The following is a 17,546-nucleotide window of genomic DNA, read 5'->3' as shown; positions in this document are numbered from 1 at the left end:
AGGGACGATTGGGTATGAACGTTCAACCGCCGCGGCGGCTCGAACCGATATTGGAAGACCTCGAACGCGCCCGTGACCCGGCGGATTTGCAAGACGTCGCCACACGCCTGCGCGACCTGTTTCACATCGATCATCTGGTTTATCACTGGGTCAGCGCGGCGGGCGATCAATACGGCTGCGGCACCTATGATCCGGCCTGGGTGGCGCGCTATGTCGAAAAGGACTATCTGCGCATAGACCCTGTTATCAAGGGCTGTTACCAGCGGTTCCACCCGGTCGACTGGAAGCGGCTGGACTGGTCCGGCAAACCCGCGCAGGCGTTTCTGAAAGAGGCGCTGGAGCATGGCCTGGGCAACCAGGGCTACTCGATCCCGTTGCGGGGGCCGAACGGACAATTCGCGCTCTTTACGGTGAACCATCGCTGTGACGACGACGCCTGGGCCGCCTTCACCGAGGCGCACCGCCGCGAATTGATCCTGTGCGCCCACACGTTCAACCAGAAAGCGCTGGAATTCGAGCCCGACCGCGCGCCCGCGCCCGCCCGCCAGCTCAGCCCGCGCGAAGTCGATGCGCTGACCCTGCTGGCGCTGGGCTATGGCCGGGCGCAGGTGGCCGACACGCTGTCGATCTCGGAGCACACGCTGCGTGTCTATATCGAATCCGCGCGCTTCAAGCTGAGCGCGATCAACACCGTGCACGCGGTGGCCCGCGCCATCAGCCAGGGGCTGATCGTGATCTGACACGGGGCCGGTGAACGCAACGCGCGGTACACGCACGAGCGCTTAACGAATTGTCGAGAATTTTCCTCTTATCGTCACGACAGAGGGGAATTCGACCATGCTGCGCTACCTTTACGCCGATCAATTGAGCCGTTTCGCAAAGCTGTCCGACGGCATGTTCCGCGACCGGGCCGACCAGTTCGGAACCCGGCTCGGCTGGAACGTCCGCGTCGATGCTGAAGGGTTCGAGCGGGATGAATACGACGCCCTCAACCCGCTTTACGTGATCTGGGAAGGGGCCGATGGCCGCCACAAGGGCTCGATGCGGTTCCTGCCCACCACCGGCCGGACGATGATCAACGAGCATTTCACCGGCATTCTGGGCGGCGGCACGATCGTCAGCCCGCATATATGGGAATGCACCCGGTTCTGCCTGGCGCGCGGCGCCGAAAGCCGAGTCGCCGCCGCGCTGATGCTGGGCGGGGGCGAGTTGATGCGCCATTTCGGGGTGCAGCATTTCGCGGGCGTGTTCGACGCTCGCATGGTGCGGATCTACCGCATGATCGGCTCCTCGCCCGAGGTTCTGGGCAGCACGGGCGCGGGCCGCGACCGGATCAGCGTAGGCTTGTGGGAATTCACAGATGCCGCCCGCGCGCAGGTGGCCCGCCGCGCCGGCGTGACACCGCAACTGAGCGAACAATGGTTCCGCCGCAGCTTTGGCGACGAACGCCAGCCTTTCGCGCAATCGGCCTGAGCGGGGCGCAACGGAATTTGCGCAAATTCCGGGCCGGAAAATTGCAATTTTCCGATCCGATTTCTTGCAAGAAATCGGCCCCCGCGCTGGCGCAGGAAGGGGCGCGGCTGTAGGGTCGCGCCATGTCCCAGACCGCGCTCACCTATTCCGACGACCAGGCCGAGGCCCATGACCGCATCGCCGCCGCGCTGCGCGAGGTGGGCGTCGATCTGGACGAGGGGATGCTGACCCCACCGCGCGAGGGGAAATCCCGCGTGATGGCCGTGGTGGGCAAGGCCGGCTCGGGCAAGACGCTGCTGCTGGCCGCGCTCTACCGCGCGCTGGAAGAGGCGGGTGTCGACGTCGTGTCGGGCGACTGGGAAGGCCGCCGCCGTCGCGACCGGCGCACTCTGGCCATCCTCGCCCCCACCAACAAGGCCGCCAGCGTTTTGCGGATGCGCGGCGTGCCCGCCACCACGATCCACCGCATCCTCTATACCCCCGTCTACGACCCCGAATACGAGCGCATCGCCGAATGGCTGGCCGGCAATGGCGACAAGCCCGAGATCGAGGGCCTGACCGAAGAGGCGCTGGAACGCGCGCGGCTGTTCTATGGCACCCACAAGTCCATCCCCGGGGCGTTGGCCGCCGCCGGTCTCAGGGGCAGCGATTTCATCACCGGCTGGAAGCGCCGTGAGGAGCCCTTGGATATCGGCTTTATCGACGAGGCCTCGATGCTCGATGAAAAGCAGTACGAGGATTTGCAGGAGATCTTCCCGACGCTCCTGCTCTTCGGTGACCCTGCGCAGCTGGCCCCCGTGAACCAGTCCGGCGCGATGGTCTTCGACGGGCTGCCCGCGCCGGCCAAGCTGACGCTCAACCGCATCCACCGGCAGGATGCCGACAACCCGATCCTCGACCTGGCCCACGCCTTGGGCGACCCCGAGGTGGGGTTTCAGGATTTCGAGAGGCTGGTCGAACAGAAGGCGGCGCAGGACGAGCGCGTGCAATGGGCGCAAAGGGTCGAGGTGGACCTGATGGCGCGCAGCCCCGTGCTTGTCTGGCGCAACGCCACGCGCATCCGCTTGATCAACGCCTTCCGCGCCGTGCATGGCGCGCCCGAAACCGAGCTTCTGGAAGGTGAGCCGCTCATTTGCGACGGGCTGGAACTGCCGCTCAAGCACCGCAAGAAACGGCTGGACCTCGAGGCGCGCGGCCTGATCAAGGGTGCGCAAGTGATCTATCTGGGCGCGGGCCGCAAGCCGGGCTTTTCCCGCCTGCACGTCATGGGGGCCGAGGACCCCCGCGTCAGTGCCGCCAGCATCGTCAAGATCGAGAAACCCGACGAGGAAGAGCCCTTCATCCCCTTCGCCGCCCGCATGGGCGCCACGTTTCTGCATGGCGCGGCGGTCACGATCCACAAGGCGCAAGGCTCGCAATGGCCCGATGTGCAGGTCTTCGCGCCCGACATCTACGCCGCCGCCCGCATGGGCCGGACCGAGGCGGGGCAACCGCTGTGGAAGCGTCTGGCCTACGTCGCCATCACCCGCGCCGAGGAGCGGCTGCACTGGGTGGTGCGCAACCGCCTGTCCAAACCCACAGGGGCCTTGCGCATCGACGACCTGCGCGCCGCCCCCGCGCCCCTGGAGCTGGAAGCGGAGGAAGAGGCATGAAATCCATCCTGATCACCGGCGCAAGCTCCGGCATCGGGCGGGCCACCACCGAGGTCTTTCTTGACGCAGGCTGGCGCGTGGGGGTGCTCGCCCGCCGCGCCGACCGGCTGGAAGAGGTGGCCGAGGGCCGCGCTGCCGTGGTTCTGCCCGCCGACGTGACCGACCCAGAGGCCATGGAAAGCGCGTTCGAGACGTTTCTGGCAAAGGCAGGGCGTCTGGATGTGGTCTTCAACAACGCCGGAATCTTCGGCCCCGCAACCACACCCGACGCGGTCAGCGTGGCCGAGTTCGACGAGGTCATGGCCGTCAACCTGCGCGGCATGTTCATCACCGCCCGGCTGGCCTTTGCCGCCATGCGTGCTCAGACGCCCCAGGGCGGGCGGATCATCAACAACGGCTCGCTCTCGGCTTACGTGCCGCGCCCCGGCTCGATCTGCTATACCACATCGAAACACGCGATCACCGGCATGACCCGGTCGCTGTCGCTGGATGGCCGTCCCTATGACATCGCTTGCGGGCAGATCGACATCGGCAACGCCGAAAGCGAACTGGTGGCGGGGCTGAAACAGGCCAATCCCGAGATGCACACGATGGACGTGGAAAACGCCGCCCGGTCGGTGTTGCACATGGCCGAAATGCCGCCCGAGGCAAACGTCCAGTTCCTGACGGTGATGGCGACGAAGATGCCCTATATCGGCCGGGGGTAGGGGCCGCGCGATTGCCAGACCGCGGGATGGCGAGCCGACACGTGTTCATGGCGCTTTATGGAAGCCGCATCCGTAAGACCTCTGATCGGCGCGCCACTGTCACCAAATCGCCAGCCCGTCCGGGCGGTCTGGCGATCGCGCGGCGGCGCGGCTTGGCCGCGCCTTGATTCCGCGCGGGGCCTCGGTAATCAACAACCTTTCACCCCCTAGATCCCAAGGCAGCTCCGGCATGACAGCGGCACCACCCAGCCGCCAGACCGGCACGATCCACAAATCCCTTGCCTCAACGCCCGTTTGCCGCAACTCTGAACGCATGACATTCCAACCCACCTCTCCGTTCCCGCCGCACGGCAGCGCGCAACAGGTGGCCTTCCACCGCACCGAGCTTGCCGCGATTCTGTCGGTCTATGGCCGCATGGTCGCCGCCGGCGAATGGCGCGACTACGGCATTTCCAGCCTACGGGACGTGGCCGTCTTCTCGGTTTTCCGCCGCACCGCCGAGAACCCGCTCTACCGGATCGAGAAACGCCCCAAGCTGCGCAGCCGGCAGGGGCAATACGCGGTGATCGGCATGGACGGGCAGGTGCTGAAACGCGGGCACGATCTGCGCACGGTCTTGCGCGTGCTGGAACGCAAGCTTATCCGCGCGGTGGACTGACCCAACAGGACACCACGCGATGACGACCTTGCCCGATTTCCGGCTGGAAACCCATTTCGCCAAGTGGGAATTCAAGGCCCGCCACCACATGACCGCCTCGGATGCCGAGAGCATGTCCCTTCCCGAACTGCTGGCCATGGCCAGCCCCGAAGACCGCGAGGGCTTCGAGAATATGTGGCTGGGCTATACCGAAACCTTCGGCGCGCCGGACCTGCGCGCGGCTATCGCGGCCACCTACGCAGACCAGAGCGCTGACAACATCCTCTGCTTTGCCGGGGCCAGCGAGGGCATCTTCGCAGCCAACACCGTGCTGCTGGATGCGGACAGCCACGCCATCGTGGTCACGCCCAACTATCAGTCGCATGAAAGCCTGCCCCTGGCGATCTGCGAGGCGACAGGCGTGCCGCTCGACCCGTATGACAACTGGTCGCTCGACATCGACCGGGTGCGCGAAGCGATCCGCCCCAACACCCGCCTGCTGACCATCAACTTCCCGCACAACCCCACGGGCGCGATCCTGCCGCGCGACCGCTATGACGCGCTGATCACGCTTTGCCGACAGCACGGTATCTGGATCCTGCATGACGAAATCTTCAACGGCCTTGGCCCCTCGGACGCGGACCATCTGCCGTTCATTGCCGATGTCTATGAACGCGGCTTGTCGCTGGGCGTGATGTCGAAATCCTACGGCCTGCCGGGGCTGCGCGTCGGCTGGATCGCCTGCCAGGACCGCGAGGTGCTCAGCCGGATGGAGCGGATGAAGCATTACCTGTCGATCTGCAATTCCGGCCCCAGCGAGCGGCTGGCGCTGATCGCGCTGAAGAACCGCGCGAAAATCCTGGCGCGCAACTGCGCCATCGTGGACGAGAACCTGCCCAAATGGGACGCGTTCTTTGCCCGTCATCCCGACCTTTTTGAATGGCAGCGCCCCGACGGCGCCTGCATGGGTTTCCCGCGCTATCTGGGCACCGACGGGGTCGAGGAATTCGCGCGCAAGTTGGTGGAACAGGCCGGCGTGCTGCTTTTGCCCAGCACGATCTATCGCTCCGACCTTGGCCCGACGCCCATTGACCGCTTCCGCCTTGGGTTCGGGCGGCGCGGACTGGACGACGGTCTGGCGGCGATGGAGGCGCACCTGGCGCGCGCCGGCTGATCGGCGCCCCACAAAATTCGTACGAATTTTGTGGGGCCTACCGCAAATCGTGCACCAGGCGCGGCAACATCCGGCCCGGCATCACCTCGGACGGGGCACTGCCCGCCGCGCGGCAGCCCATGGCGGTATAGAACGGCACCGCGCCGGGATCCGACTCGACGATCATTTCCGTGGCGCCCATGTCACGGGCCGTTTGGACCGCCCATGTGAACAGCCGCCGCCCCGTTCCCGCGCCCATATGCGCGGGGTCGACGAAGAGCTTTTGCAGGTAACAGCCCTCTTGCCTGTTCGAAACCTGAACCATGCCCAGAAATGTTCCACCCTCGACCTCGGTGATCGTCGGCGTGTCCTGCAATTCCGCCGCGGTCAGCGTCAGCACGGGGACGCAGGCGGCCATGAATTCCGCGTCATAACCCCAATAGGCCTTGGACCGCAGGCAAAGCGCCGTGAGGTCGTCGAGGTCTCGCAAGGAAGGGCGGCGCAATTCAGGCATGATGCAGTATATACCAAAAACGGGCGGGGATCACCCCGCCCGTTCATCAACATCATGCCCAGCCGTCTCAGTCGTATTTCGGACCCAGCGCCGTCAGGCCTTTGAGGATGTCGATGGCATAGGCCAGTTGGTAGTCCTCTTCCCGCAGCTTGGCGGCTTCCTCGGCCTTCTCGCGGTCTTCCTCGATCTGGCGGACCTCGTCCTCGCTCAGGCTGTCATTGTCCAGACGCCCGCGCAGGTCGGCCTCGGACCGGTCAAAGCGGTTGGCGGGGTTTTCCTCTTCGTCCTCTTCGCTTTCCTCGGCGCGGCGCGGCTGTTCCACGATGATGTCCGGGCTGACACCCAACGCCTGGATCGAGCGTCCCGACGGCGTGTAATACCGCGCCGTGGTCAGGCGCATCGCGCCGTCGCCGCGCAGGGGCATCACCGTCTGGACCGACCCCTTGCCGAAACTCTTGGTGCCCACCACGATGGCGCGGCGGTGATCCTGCAACGCACCGGCGACAATCTCGGAGGCCGAGGCAGACCCACCGTTGATCAGAACGACGATGGGCTTGCCCTCGGCCAGGTCGCCCGGCTTGGCGTTGAACCGCTCGCCATCCTCGGGCGCACGACCCCGTGTGCTGACGATCTCGCCCTTTTCAAGGAAGGCGTCGCTGACCTGGATCGCCTGGTTCAGCAGGCCGCCGGGGTTGTTGCGCAGGTCCAGCACGATGCCGCTGATATTGTCGATGCCGCCGGCCTCTTCGATCTGTTCGGCCAGCCCGCTTTCCAGGTTGCGGAAGGTCTGGTCGTTGAACGTGGTCACCCGCAGAACGACGCTCTGCTGCTCGGTGCGCACGCGCACGGCGGTCAGCTTGATCGTGTCGCGCACGATGGACACGTCGAACGGCTCCGCCTCGCCTTCGCGGACCACGGTGATGACGATCTCGCTGCCCACTGGGCCGCGCATCAGTTCCACCGCTTCGTCCAGGGTCAGGCCCAGCACGCTTTCGCTGTCCACATGGGTGATGAAATCTCCGGCCTCGATGCCGGCCGTTTCGGCCGGTGTGCCGTCGATGGGCGACACCACCTTCACGAATCCGTCTTCCTGGGTCACCTCGATGCCAAGCCCGCCGAACTCGCCGCGGGTCTGTACGCGCATGTCGGCGGCGTCATCGGGGCTGAGATAGCTGGAATGCGGGTCGAGCGAGGTCAACATGCCGTTGATGGCCGCCTCGATCAGCTCGCCTTCGTCCACTTCCTCGACATATTGCGAGCGGATGCGCTCGAAAATATCGCCAAAAAGATCAAGCTGTTCGTAGACATTCGTCGTCTTGGCCGCCTCCTGCGCCAGCAGGGGCGCCGCGACCTGGGTTGTCACGACCGCGCCGGTCAGGCTGCCGACGAGGGCGGCGATCAGAAACTTCTTCATCGGGTTGCTCATCCTTCGTTTGTCTCGAACCAGGTCTCCGGATCGACGGGTTCGTTGTCTTCTCGCACTTCTATATAAAGGGTTTGGCTTCGGGACGCACCCGCATCTTTGCCATTCTCGATCAAGAGCGCGTTAGTGTCGCGCCCATCCGCGCCCTCGGGGGCGCCCATCAGGCCGATGGGGCTGCCGCCCGGCAGAACCTCGCCGATGTCGCCATAGACCACGTCAAGCCCGGCGAACACCATCAACAGTCCCGCCTGCGGCTCCAGGATCACCACGTTGCCGTAATCCAGAAGCTCGCCGCGATAGCGCAGCGTGGCGGGCGCGGGCGTGGTCACCAGGGCGCGCGGGCGGGTGGCCATCACGATGCCCGGGCGCACGATCCCGGCGGCATCGGCCTCTCCGGCGCGGCGCAGGATGCGCCCCTCGACCGGCAGGCGCAGGCTGCCCTTGCGCGCGTCGATCCCGGGCAGAGATCCCGGCACCTCGTCCACCGCGATCTGGCTCAGCCCGCTGGCGAACCCTTCCAGCGTTTCGGTCGAGGCCACCAGCAGCGCGGTCTTGACCGGGTCCTCGTTGAACCGGCGGGGCAGGTCGGTGCGGTCGGCAATCGCCTGGCTCAGCGCGGTGCGGGCGTCCTGCGCGCCTTTCAGCCCCTCGCGCAGGGTGTCCAGGGCGCTTTCCTGAAGCGTCCGCAACACGGTGACCTCCTCCAGCTCGGCACGCAGCGCGGCGGCACGGGTTTCCAGCGCCGGTGTCACGTCGGATATGATCATGCCCGACCGCGCCGTACCGATCGGCCCCGAGGGATGCAACAACAGCACCGGTCCCTCGGATTGCGCCATGCTTTGCAACACGCCCAGCAGGCTGGCGATCTCGTCTTCGCGCGATTGCAGGCGGCGCGACAGCGCCTCTTCCTGAATGGCGGCGCGGCGCAGCCCTTCGCGCATCGCTTCCAGCCCGTCCTCATAGGCGCCCACCACCTCGGTCAGCGCCTTGACGCGGTTGGCCGCCCCATCGGCCGCCTCCATCAGCGCGGCGGCGCGGTTCAGGCGGTCCGACGCCGCGCGCGCATCGGCGCCCGGGTCCTGCGCAGTGGCCGGGGCAGCGGCCAGCAAGGCCAGCGATAAAAGCCCCGCGCGGATCATCGCAGCAGGCTCTGCCCGGTCATCTCGTCGGGCTTGGGCAGGCCCATCAGGTCCAGCACCGTGGGTGCCAGATCGGCCAGCCGCCCGTGGCGCAAGGTGGACCCCTCGGGCGCGCCCTTGACGATCACCGGCACCGGGTTGGTGGTGTGCGCGGTATGCGGCCCGCCGGTGACGGGGTCGATCATGGTCTCGCAATTGCCATGGTCGGCGGTCACGATGATGGCGCCGCCCGCGTCGTCCAGCGCCGCCAGCACGCGGCCCAGCCCCGCATCCACCGCCTCGCAGGCCCGGATCGCGGCGCCCAGGTCGCCGGTATGGCCCACCATGTCGGGGTTGGCATAGTTCACCACGATGAAATCGTATCCTTCGCCGATGGCCTCCACCAGGTGGTCGGTCACCTCGCCCGCCGACATCTCGGGCTGCAGGTCATAAGTGGCCACCTTGGGCGAGGCCGCCATGTAGCGCGCCTCGCCGTCCTCGGGCGTCTCGCGTCCCCCGGCCAGAAAGAACGTCACATGCGGGTACTTCTCGGTCTCGGCGGTGTGGAACTGGCGCTTGCCGTGTTTCGCCAGCCACGCGCTCAGCGTGTTCTCGGGCTGCTCGTCGGGAAAGATGCAGTCCATGTAGGCGCTGTGCCGGCGCGAATATTCGGTGAACCCGCTGACGGCGGAAAAGGCCGGGCGCCTGCCGGTCTCGAAATCGTCGAACTCGGGGTCGGCGAAGGCGGCCAGGATCTCGCGCGCCCGGTCGGCGCGGAAATTCAGGCACAACAGACCGTCGCCGTCCTTCATGCCGTCATAATCCCCCAGCACGCGCGGCTTGATGAACTCGTCGGTGCGGCCCTTGGCATAGGCCTCGTCGATGCCGCAGGCGGCGGTGTCGGCGGTGTACCCCTCGCCATGGGCCAGCGCCTCGTAGGCCAGCTGCACCCGGTCCCAGCGGTTGTCGCGGTCCATCGCGTAATACCGCCCCGAAACGGTGGCGATCCGAGCCCCCATGGGCAGCGCCGCGCGCAACGCCTCCAGGTATACCTTGGCCGAGGTCGGCGCCACGTCGCGCCCGTCGGTGAAGGCATGAATGGCCACCGGCACACCCCGTGCCGTCAGCGCGTTGGCCGCCGCGATCATGTGCCCGATATGGCTGTGCACCCCGCCATCCGACAGCACGCCCAGCAGGTGCGCGGTGCCCCCCGCGGCCTCGACCTTGTCGGCAAAACGAACGAACCCGGGCAGCGCGCCGAAGGTGCCGGTCTCTATCGCCCGGTCGATGCGCCGCAGATCCATCTCGATCACGCGGCCTGCGCCGATATTCAGGTGCCCGACCTCGGAATTGCCCATCTGCCCCTCGGGCAGGCCGACATCATGGCCATGCGTGATCAGCGTGGCATTCGGACAGGTTTCCATCAGCCGGTCGAAATGCGGCGTCGCGGCCAGCGCGGGCGCGTTCGCCTCGCGCTCCTCGCTCAGCCCCCAACCGTCGAGAATACACAGAACTACCGGTCTTGGCGCGCTCAATCCTGCCTCCTGAATCTTAGGCCGCTTCTAACCCGTCTGAACCGGGTGGTGAACCGCTTTCTTGCCCGCTTCCTCTGGCCCGAAATATCCCGGGGAGTTTGAGGGGCAGCGCCCCTCATCAATGCTATGAAGCGTGGCGCAGCCACTCCTTCGGATCACGCGCGGTGATACGGCGCCCCCGCCAGGATCGAGGCCGCGCGGTAAAGCTGCTCGGCCAGCATCACCCGGGCCAGCATGTGCGGCCAGACCATCTTGCCGAAGGACAGCGTGACCTCCGCCCGGTCCCGCAGCGCGGGCGCGATCCCGTCGGCGCCGCCGATCACGAAGGCCACGTCGCCCCGGCCCGTGTCGCGCCAGCCGGCCAGTTGTTGGGAAAATTCAGGAGATGTCAGCAGCTTGCCGCGCTCGTCCAGCGCCACGATCACCGCCCCCTTGGGCAAGGCGCGCTCCAGCAGCTGCGCCTTGGCCTCCACGCCGCCGCCCTTGCGGTCCTCGACCTCGTGCATCTCTGCCGGGCCAAGCCCCAGGCTGCGTCCGGTCCGGTCGAACCGGACCAGGTAATCATCAAGCAAGGCGCGTTCCGGGCCGGTCTTCATCCGGCCCACCGCGCAGATATGGACGCGCATTCAGCTCTTGGCGGCCTGGGCTGCCCCGTGACCCTGAAGCCACATCTTTTCAAGCTGATAGAAGTCCCGCACCTCGGGGCGGAAGACATGGACGATCACGTCGCCCGTGTCGATCAGCACCCAGTCGCCCGCGTCCTTGCCCTCGACCTTGGTCAGCACGCCCATTTCGGTTTTCAGCCGCTCCGAAAGCTTTTCGGCGATGGCCGTCACCTGGCGCGAGGACCGGCCCGAGCAGATCACCATGTAATCGCCGATCGCGGATTTGCCGCGAAGGTCGATCTGGACGATCTCTTCGGCCTTGTCTTCGTCGAGTGCGGAAAGGATGCGCGCAAGCTGTGCGTCACTGCTTGTCGCCATGTCGGACGCGCTCAAACCCGCGCCCCGTTCAGCGGCCGGAGCCGCGTCGATTGTAAGAGACAGGACATTGTCCTCCTTCTACTACGCACCGATCCGCCCCGGTGCCGAGCGTGACACGAAAATAGCAACTGGCGTGTCACAATTCAATGAAGGCTTTCCCGAAGCGCACGGGCCTGTGGCCCTCGCGCCCCGGAAAACGGCAGCGTCCCGCCACGTACACCCGACTGTGTAGGACACCGCGCCCTTACCAGCCTTCCTCGGTGTGGATGCGGTCGCCGGGAACGCCCAGCTCCTTCACCGCGTCGCGCATCGCGTCGACATAGCCTTGCGGCCCGCAGATATAGACCTGACCGGACAGATTCGCGTGAGCCTCCAGGAACGCCTTGTCGACCTTGCCATGATGCAGCCCGGACACGTCCTCGTCCGACAGCACATGATCGACCTTCAGGCCGTCCATCCCCTGCCATTCGTCGCGCAGGATGATGTCCTTCTCCTTGCTGTTGGAAAAGATCAGCTGACAGCCGTCCAGATCACCCTCTTTCGCCCGCTTCCGCAGGATCGCGATGAAAGGCGTGACGCCCGCACCCGCAGCCAGGAACAACCCCGGCCCCTCATCGGTGATCGCGCCGAAGGGTCCGTCCAGCGTGACGTGCTCGCCCGGCGCCAGGTCTGGCAACTTCTCGGTCACGCCATCATGCGACGGGTAGCTCTTGATCGTGAATTCCAAGTGACTGTCCGCGGGCAGCGATGTGAAGGTGAAGGGCCGCCCCTCGTCCTTCCATCCTTCGCGGCAGATCGCCAATTCCGCGGCCTGTCCCGGCTCGAAGTCAAAGCCTTTGGGACGGTCGAAGACATAGCGATGCGTGTCGTGGGTGACGCTTTCCTGCGATTGCAGGGTCAGTGTATGGGCCATCAGATTTCTCCTTTTGGCCCGGTAACGCCCCGTTCAGCCGCCCTGTTCCTCTGCCGTGCCGTCCTGCGGCGCTTTGCCCGGGTTGCCCCGGTCCAGCGCCCGCGTGCCCAGCTCCGAGCCTTCCAGCACCTTGACCTCGCGTTGCGGGAAGGGAATGGAAATGCCGTGTTCCTGGAACGCGTCCCACAGAGCCAGATAGACGTTGCCGCGAATGTTGGTCAGCCCGCCCGTCGGGTCGCTGATCCAGAACCGCAGGATGTAATCCACGCTGCTGTCGCCGAAGCCCACGATGTGGCACACCGGCGCCTTGAAGGACAGCACACGCTCCACGCCCTTGGCGGCCTCGATCGCCACCTTGCGCACCTGGTGCGGGTCGTCGCCATAGGCGGTGCCGAAATAGATATCCAGCCGCACGAACTCGTTGGAATGCGACCAGTTCACCACCTGCCCGGTGATCAGGTCCTCGTTCGGGATCAGGTATTCCTTGCCGTCCCGCGTGGTGATCGAGATATAGCGGGCGCCAAGGCTGTTGATCCAGCCGAAGGTCTCGCCCAGGCTGATGACGTCGCCGGGCTTGATCGACTTGTCCAGAAGGATGATCACCCCCGACACCAGGTTCGACACCACCTTCTGCAGGCCGAAACCAAGGCCCACACCGATGGCCCCCGACAGCACCGCAAGCCCGGTCAGGTCCACCCCCACGGCCCGCAGCCCGATGAAGAACGCCGCGCCATAGAGCAGGATCTGGATGACCTTTACCGCCAAGACCTGCATCGACGGCGAGATGTCCTTGTTCGACCGGATGCGCGAGGCCGAGGTGGTCGAGACGAACCGCGCCAGGAACATCAGGAGCGCGATCACCGCGATGGCCTGCAGCACCATCCAGACCGACAGGCGCATCTCGCCCATGTTGACCGCCGCGCTGTCGAGGATCTGGATCGTATCCTCGGTCAGGCCGAGGATCGACAGGGTCACCCACGTCCAGGCCGCGTAGCGCACTATGCCGCGCAGAAAGGCGTTGCCGATAAGACGCGTGATTATCGCGATGAACAGCCACGCGGTGGCAAGGCTCGCCATGACGCCGATCAGGTAGGACCGGCTGGGCCAGGTCACCTCCTGCATGACCAGGTAGACCGGCCATATGAGCAGCACCATGAAGATCAGCCGCAGCCGCCGGTGCATCATCACCAGAAAGCGCATCCGCCACTTGGGCCAACCTTCGCGCGTGCGCATCCAGTTATGCAAATGCGGGCCAAAGATCCGCGCCAGTACCGTCGCGGCGACCCACAGCCCAAGGATGATCCCCACTTGGTAAAGGCTCCATGGCCGCAGCAGGCCCGCCACGAACAGCTGCGCCTGTTCCCACAGCCCGATGGCGATGGTCTGCGCCTGCTCGATCGCGTCATTGGCCAGGTCCGGCGTCGCCTCGGCGGGCGAGCTCATTCCGGCGTCTTCGCCGGTGGCGGTGTCTGTGGCGGCATCCTCTTCCATGGCAATACCTTACACGCCCCCCGCGTGTGGACAAGTCGCGCTGGACAGTCGCCGCATGGCCTCTAAGCTGTTGTGAACATTCGGCGCGGCCCCGTCGCCGCCCCGAAACGCGTCAAAGAAGGAGGAGCCGCGCCCATGTCCACGCTACTTGTCACCCACGAGGACGGTCTCAACCACGTCACGCCCGACGGCCACCCCGAACGCGTGGCGCGGCTGGAACACCTGTGGCCCGCGCTCGACGGCAAGGACGTGATCCGGGCCGAGGCGCCGCTGGCGACCGATGCGGACCTGACGCTGTGTCATCCGCAGGATTACGTCAGCATGGTGCGCGAGGCGATTCCCGCGCAGGGCTTCAACCAGCTTGACGGCGACACGTGGCTGTCGCCCGGCTCGTTCGACTGCGCCTCGCGGGCCGTGGGCGGCACAATGCTGGCGGTGGACAAGGTGCTGGATGGCGAGGTCGGCAACGCCTTCGTCGCCATGCGCCCGCCGGGCCACCACGCCGAAACGGCGACGCCGATGGGCTTTTGCCTGTTCGGCACGGTGGCCATTGCCGCGAAACACGCGCTGGAACGGCACGGGTTGTCCCGCGTCGCGGTGGTGGATTTCGACGTGCATCACGGCAACGGCTCACAGGACCTCTTGCGCGGCGAGGCGCGCGCGCTTTTCATCTCGTCCCACCAGATGCCGCTCTGGCCCGGCTCGGGCGGCGCGCATGAAACCGGCGATCACGACAACGTGCTGAACGTGCCCTTGGCACCGGGCACGGCCGGGCAGGGCTTCCGGCAGGAATACGAAGGCCAGGTCTTTCCCCGGCTCGAAGAGTTCAAGCCCGAGCTGATCCTGATCTCGGCAGGCTTCGACGCCCATGCCGACGACCCGCTGGCCAACCTGAACCTGCGCGAAGACGATTTCGCCTGGGTCACGCGCCGCCTGTGCGAAATCGCGGCAGAGCAGTGCCAGGGGCGCGTGGTCTCCAGCCTCGAAGGCGGCTATGATTTGCGCGCGCTGGCCGCCAGCGGCGCGGTGCACGTCGACGAGTTGATCCGGGCGGCGGGCTGAGCAGCGGGCCGCCCTGCCGTGACGTAAATTAACGGTTTCACCGAAACTTCATGGAAAATGCCGCGCTGCGGCATTATCTTCGCATCAGGGAGGACACCTCTGCCCGGGCCCGGCCCGCGCCAAGGAGTCCAAGACCATGAATGCCGACGTCACTCATGATAAGATACTGATTCAGCCAGATATTCGCCGCCTGTGGCCGGCGGACAAGCGGCTTTTGCTGGACCATTTCGCAAGGCTCGACCGCGAAACCCGCCGCCTGCGCTTCGGCGCCAGCGTGACCGAAGACTTCGTCGCCGGGTATGCCGAAACCCTGCTTGGCCTCGACAGCGTCGTCTACGGTGCCTTCGTCGACGGCGACCTGCACGGCGTCGGCGAATTGCGGATGCTTCTGAACAGCTGGCCCGTGCGCGCAGAAATCGCGCTCAGCGTCGATCCCGACTGGCAACACGAGGGCATCGGCGACGCGCTTTTCGTACGGATGCTGGCGGCGGCGCAGAACCGGGGCGTGCGCTCGCTCTACATGATGTGCCTGCGCGAAAACGAACGGATGCAGCGCCTTGCGCGCCGTCACGACGCCACGCTGACCTTCGACATCGGCGAGGTCGAGGCCACGCTCGACCCGCCCTGGCCCACGGCCCTGTCGCTGGCCGAGGAGATGGTTGGCGAAACCCGCACCTACCTGCACGCGGTCCTGCGTCCACCGTTCTGATAAAACGCCGGAGCCCCAGAAAATTCGTACGAATTTTCTGGGGCTCAGATTATTCGCAGAATAATCTGCGCGACCCCCGGCGCCCTCACTCCGCCGCGTATCTCTGTCGCGCGGCACTTTCCTGCAACAGCCAATGCGCCACGATGGCGCTCTCGTGGCGCGGCTCCTCTCCTTGCCGCCGCAAAAGGTAATAGCCCGAGCGCGTGCGCACATGCTCGGCCCCCATGGGCCGGATCAGGTCACTCGACTCTAGGTGATGATCCACCAGGTGCCCCCAACCCAGCGCGATGCCAAGCCCGTCCCGCGCCGCCTGGATCGCCAGCGGATAGGTGTTGACCGACGCCGAGGGGCGCACCGTGTCGGGGTCGGCCCCCTTCCGGTCCAGCCAGGTGCGCCAGTTCAGCCATTCGGTGTGGTTGTTCCTGACCTCGATCAGGTCATGCCGGCGCAGCGCCTCGATGCTGTCGATCCGCGCCCGCCCTTGCAGGTAGCCCGGCGCGCAGACCGGAAACACCGTCTCGCCGAACAGCCGCGTCGCCTCGTACCCCGGCCAGTCGCCCTCGCCGCGCAGGATCGCCAGGTCCATGTCCTCGGCCAGGCATTCTGCATCCACGTCCGACGAGGTCAGCGCGATGGTGATGTTGCAATTCGCCTCGTGAAACGCCCGCAGCCGCGGCATCAGCCACAGCGACGAGACCGAGTTGGTCGCCGCCAGCCGCACCGTGCTTTTCTCCAACTCCGCGCACATATCCTCGGACACCCGCACCAGCGTCTTCAGCGCCGGCGTGATCCCCGATAGCAGCTTACGCCCCATATCCGTCAGCCGCACCGATCTGTGTCCGCGCACGAACAGCGCGCATTGGTAATGCTGCTCCAGCAACCGGATCTTGCGGCTGATGGCGGTTTCCGAGACGTTCAGTTCCTTGCCCGCCGCGGCAAAGCTCTCCAGTTCCGCGGCCACCTCGAAGGCCAGCAGGTAGTCAAGGCGCGGCAACACGGCGCGATTGCGCAGCATCCTTCACACTCCTCAAACTCGGGACAATGCGCAAACCCTATCCGCGCCCGCCCGGCTTTGCCAAACATTATTAGAGGCATTGCACAAAAAGTTTATAATCAGAACTTCCCCCGGTCTTTGCGATACTGCGCCCGCTAACACAGGGCCGGCACGCAGAATCAGGCCCGACAGCCAACTGGGAGTTACCATGAAAATCAAAGCATTGATGTCCGCGACGGCCATCGCCCTGGCTTCGGCCTCGGCCGGTTTCGCCGCCGAGGACAGTTCCGAACCCATCGTCATCCCGCTGCACAACTGGTCCAGCCAGATCGTGATGAGCCACGCGGTGGGCCAGATCTTCGAGGAAATGGGCAACAACGTCGAATTCGTCACCACCGACAGCCAGGCGGTCTACGAATCGATCCGCCTTGGCGACGTGACGCTGGAACTGGAAGTCTGGGAAGGTGCGTTCGGAGCCTCTTTCCGCGAGGCGCTGTCCAAGGGCGGCCTGCACGACGCGGGCGACCACGATGCCGTCACGCGCGAGGACTGGTGGTACCCGATGTGGACCAAGGACGCCTGCCCAGGCCTGCCCGATTGGAAGGCGCTCAATGACTGTGCCGAACTCTTCGCCACACCCGAGACCGGCGACAAGGGCCTGTTCCTCGATGGTCCCGTCGACTGGCTCAAGCACGGCAAGGAACGCGCCGAGGCGCTGGACCTGAACTATGTCGTGAAGAACGCGGGCTCCGCCGCCGCGCTCTGGGCGCATATCGCGTCGGCCGAAGAAGACAAGACCCCGATCCTGGTCTTCAACTGGACGCCCAACTTCGCCGAGGCCGTCTGGCCCGGTGAATTCGTCGAGTTTCCGGCCTGGGAAGACGGCTGCGACACCGACCCCGCCAAGGGCCCGAACCCCGACGCGCTTTACGATTGCGGCAACCCCGCCGACGGCTACCTGAAAAAGGCTGCCTGGGACGGGATGAAGGACAAGTGGCCGAACGCCTACGAGGTGCTGACCAAGATCTCGTTCACCAACGCGCAGATCGCCGAGATGGCCAAGCTGGTCGACATCGAGGATTACGAGCCCGAGGAAGCCGCCGAAATCTGGCTGGAAGACAACGAGGACGTCTGGAAAGGCTGGCTGCCCGGCGGCGGCACCTGACCTTTTCGCCTTTCCCT

The 17,546-nt window shown here is 65.8% G+C and carries 18 protein-coding genes; 9 read left to right on the top strand and 9 right to left on the bottom strand.

Annotated features, from left to right (window positions below):
• Positions 1-14 precede the first annotated feature (14 nt).
• From XM53_RS10945 to XM53_RS10920, 6 genes are all read left to right on the top strand, one after another.
• Positions 15-740, top strand: coding sequence for a helix-turn-helix transcriptional regulator (locus tag XM53_RS10945; protein ID WP_057793212.1), 726 nt, complete (start codon positions 15-17; stop codon positions 738-740).
• Positions 741-837: 97 nt separating this feature from the next.
• A complete protein-coding gene (locus XM53_RS10940; RefSeq protein WP_057793210.1) occupies positions 838-1,473 on the top strand; it encodes an acyl-homoserine-lactone synthase in 636 nt (211 codons plus the stop codon).
• A 122-nt stretch (positions 1,474-1,595) separates the two neighbouring features.
• Complete coding sequence (locus tag XM53_RS10935; RefSeq protein WP_057793208.1) at positions 1,596-3,125, top strand: AAA family ATPase; 1,530 nt, start codon at positions 1,596-1,598, stop codon at positions 3,123-3,125.
• A complete protein-coding gene (locus XM53_RS10930; protein WP_057793206.1) occupies positions 3,122-3,832 on the top strand; it encodes an SDR family oxidoreductase in 711 nt (236 codons plus the stop codon). Before XM53_RS10935 ends, XM53_RS10930 begins: the two co-directional genes overlap by 4 nt.
• Positions 3,833-4,145: 313 nt before the next feature.
• Positions 4,146-4,490 (top strand): DUF2794 domain-containing protein, encoded by a 345-nt coding sequence (locus XM53_RS10925; protein WP_057793359.1) that lies wholly within the window; start codon positions 4,146-4,148, stop codon positions 4,488-4,490.
• Positions 4,491-4,509: 19 nt separating this feature from the next.
• Positions 4,510-5,643, top strand: coding sequence for an aminotransferase class I/II-fold pyridoxal phosphate-dependent enzyme (locus tag XM53_RS10920; RefSeq protein ID WP_057793204.1), 1,134 nt, complete (start codon positions 4,510-4,512; stop codon positions 5,641-5,643).
• 37 nt (positions 5,644-5,680) lie between these two features.
• On the opposite strand, the gene XM53_RS10915 is transcribed toward XM53_RS10920, so the two are convergent.
• From XM53_RS10915 to XM53_RS10880, 8 genes are all read right to left on the bottom strand, one after another.
• The gene (locus XM53_RS10915; RefSeq protein WP_082630937.1) at positions 5,681-6,136 is read right to left on the bottom strand and encodes a GNAT family N-acetyltransferase; all 456 of its coding nucleotides are present in this window, start codon (positions 6,134-6,136) and stop codon (positions 5,681-5,683) included.
• Positions 6,137-6,203: 67 nt separating this feature from the next.
• Positions 6,204-7,550: a S41 family peptidase gene (locus tag XM53_RS10910; protein ID WP_057793200.1), complete on the bottom strand. Its 1,347-nt coding sequence runs from the start codon at positions 7,548-7,550 to the stop codon at positions 6,204-6,206.
• Positions 7,551-7,558: 8 nt separating this feature from the next.
• Positions 7,559-8,698 (bottom strand): murein hydrolase activator EnvC family protein, encoded by a 1,140-nt coding sequence (locus XM53_RS10905; RefSeq protein ID WP_057793198.1) that lies wholly within the window; start codon positions 8,696-8,698, stop codon positions 7,559-7,561.
• The gene (gpmI, locus tag XM53_RS10900) at positions 8,695-10,212 is read right to left on the bottom strand and encodes a 2,3-bisphosphoglycerate-independent phosphoglycerate mutase (RefSeq protein WP_057793195.1); all 1,518 of its coding nucleotides are present in this window, start codon (positions 10,210-10,212) and stop codon (positions 8,695-8,697) included. Before gpmI ends, XM53_RS10905 begins: the two co-directional genes overlap by 4 nt.
• Positions 10,213-10,367: 155 nt before the next feature.
• Positions 10,368-10,838 (bottom strand): 23S rRNA (pseudouridine(1915)-N(3))-methyltransferase RlmH, encoded by a 471-nt coding sequence (rlmH, locus tag XM53_RS10895; RefSeq protein WP_057793194.1) that lies wholly within the window; start codon positions 10,836-10,838, stop codon positions 10,368-10,370.
• Complete coding sequence (rsfS, locus tag XM53_RS10890) at positions 10,839-11,195, bottom strand: ribosome silencing factor (RefSeq protein ID WP_057793357.1); 357 nt, start codon at positions 11,193-11,195, stop codon at positions 10,839-10,841.
• 244 nt (positions 11,196-11,439) lie between these two features.
• On the bottom strand, positions 11,440-12,108 hold the full coding sequence (locus tag XM53_RS10885; RefSeq protein ID WP_057793192.1) for an FAD-binding oxidoreductase: 669 nt from the start codon (positions 12,106-12,108) through the stop codon (positions 11,440-11,442).
• A gap of 33 nt (positions 12,109-12,141) precedes the next feature.
• On the bottom strand, positions 12,142-13,551 hold the full coding sequence (locus XM53_RS10880; RefSeq protein ID WP_057793355.1) for a mechanosensitive ion channel family protein: 1,410 nt from the start codon (positions 13,549-13,551) through the stop codon (positions 12,142-12,144).
• 183 nt (positions 13,552-13,734) lie between these two features.
• On the opposite strand from XM53_RS10880, the gene XM53_RS10875 reads away from it, so the two are divergent.
• Both XM53_RS10875 and XM53_RS10870 read left to right on the top strand, forming a co-directional pair.
• A complete protein-coding gene (locus XM53_RS10875; RefSeq protein ID WP_057793190.1) occupies positions 13,735-14,661 on the top strand; it encodes a histone deacetylase family protein in 927 nt (308 codons plus the stop codon).
• 136 nt (positions 14,662-14,797) lie between these two features.
• Positions 14,798-15,370 carry a GNAT family N-acetyltransferase gene (locus tag XM53_RS10870; protein WP_057793188.1) on the top strand — a complete coding sequence of 191 codons (573 nt, stop codon included), beginning with the start codon at positions 14,798-14,800 and terminating at the stop codon, positions 15,368-15,370.
• Between the two features lie 85 nt (positions 15,371-15,455).
• On the opposite strand, the gene XM53_RS10865 is transcribed toward XM53_RS10870, so the two are convergent.
• Entirely contained in the window at positions 15,456-16,385 is a 930-nt protein-coding gene (locus XM53_RS10865) for a LysR substrate-binding domain-containing protein (RefSeq protein WP_057793186.1), read from the bottom strand.
• A gap of 187 nt (positions 16,386-16,572) precedes the next feature.
• Here XM53_RS10865 and XM53_RS10860 point away from each other — a divergent pair, with 187 nt between their 5' ends.
• Complete coding sequence (locus tag XM53_RS10860; RefSeq protein ID WP_057793184.1) at positions 16,573-17,529, top strand: ABC transporter substrate-binding protein; 957 nt, start codon at positions 16,573-16,575, stop codon at positions 17,527-17,529.
• The last annotated feature ends 17 nt before the right edge of the window (positions 17,530-17,546 follow it).

The sequence above is a fragment of the Roseovarius atlanticus genome, assembly GCF_001441615.1.
Classification (GTDB): Bacteria; Pseudomonadota; Alphaproteobacteria; order Rhodobacterales; family Rhodobacteraceae; genus Roseovarius; species Roseovarius atlanticus.
Note: the sequence above shows the minus strand (reverse complement) of the source record. Positions and strands in the feature narration are given on the sequence as shown.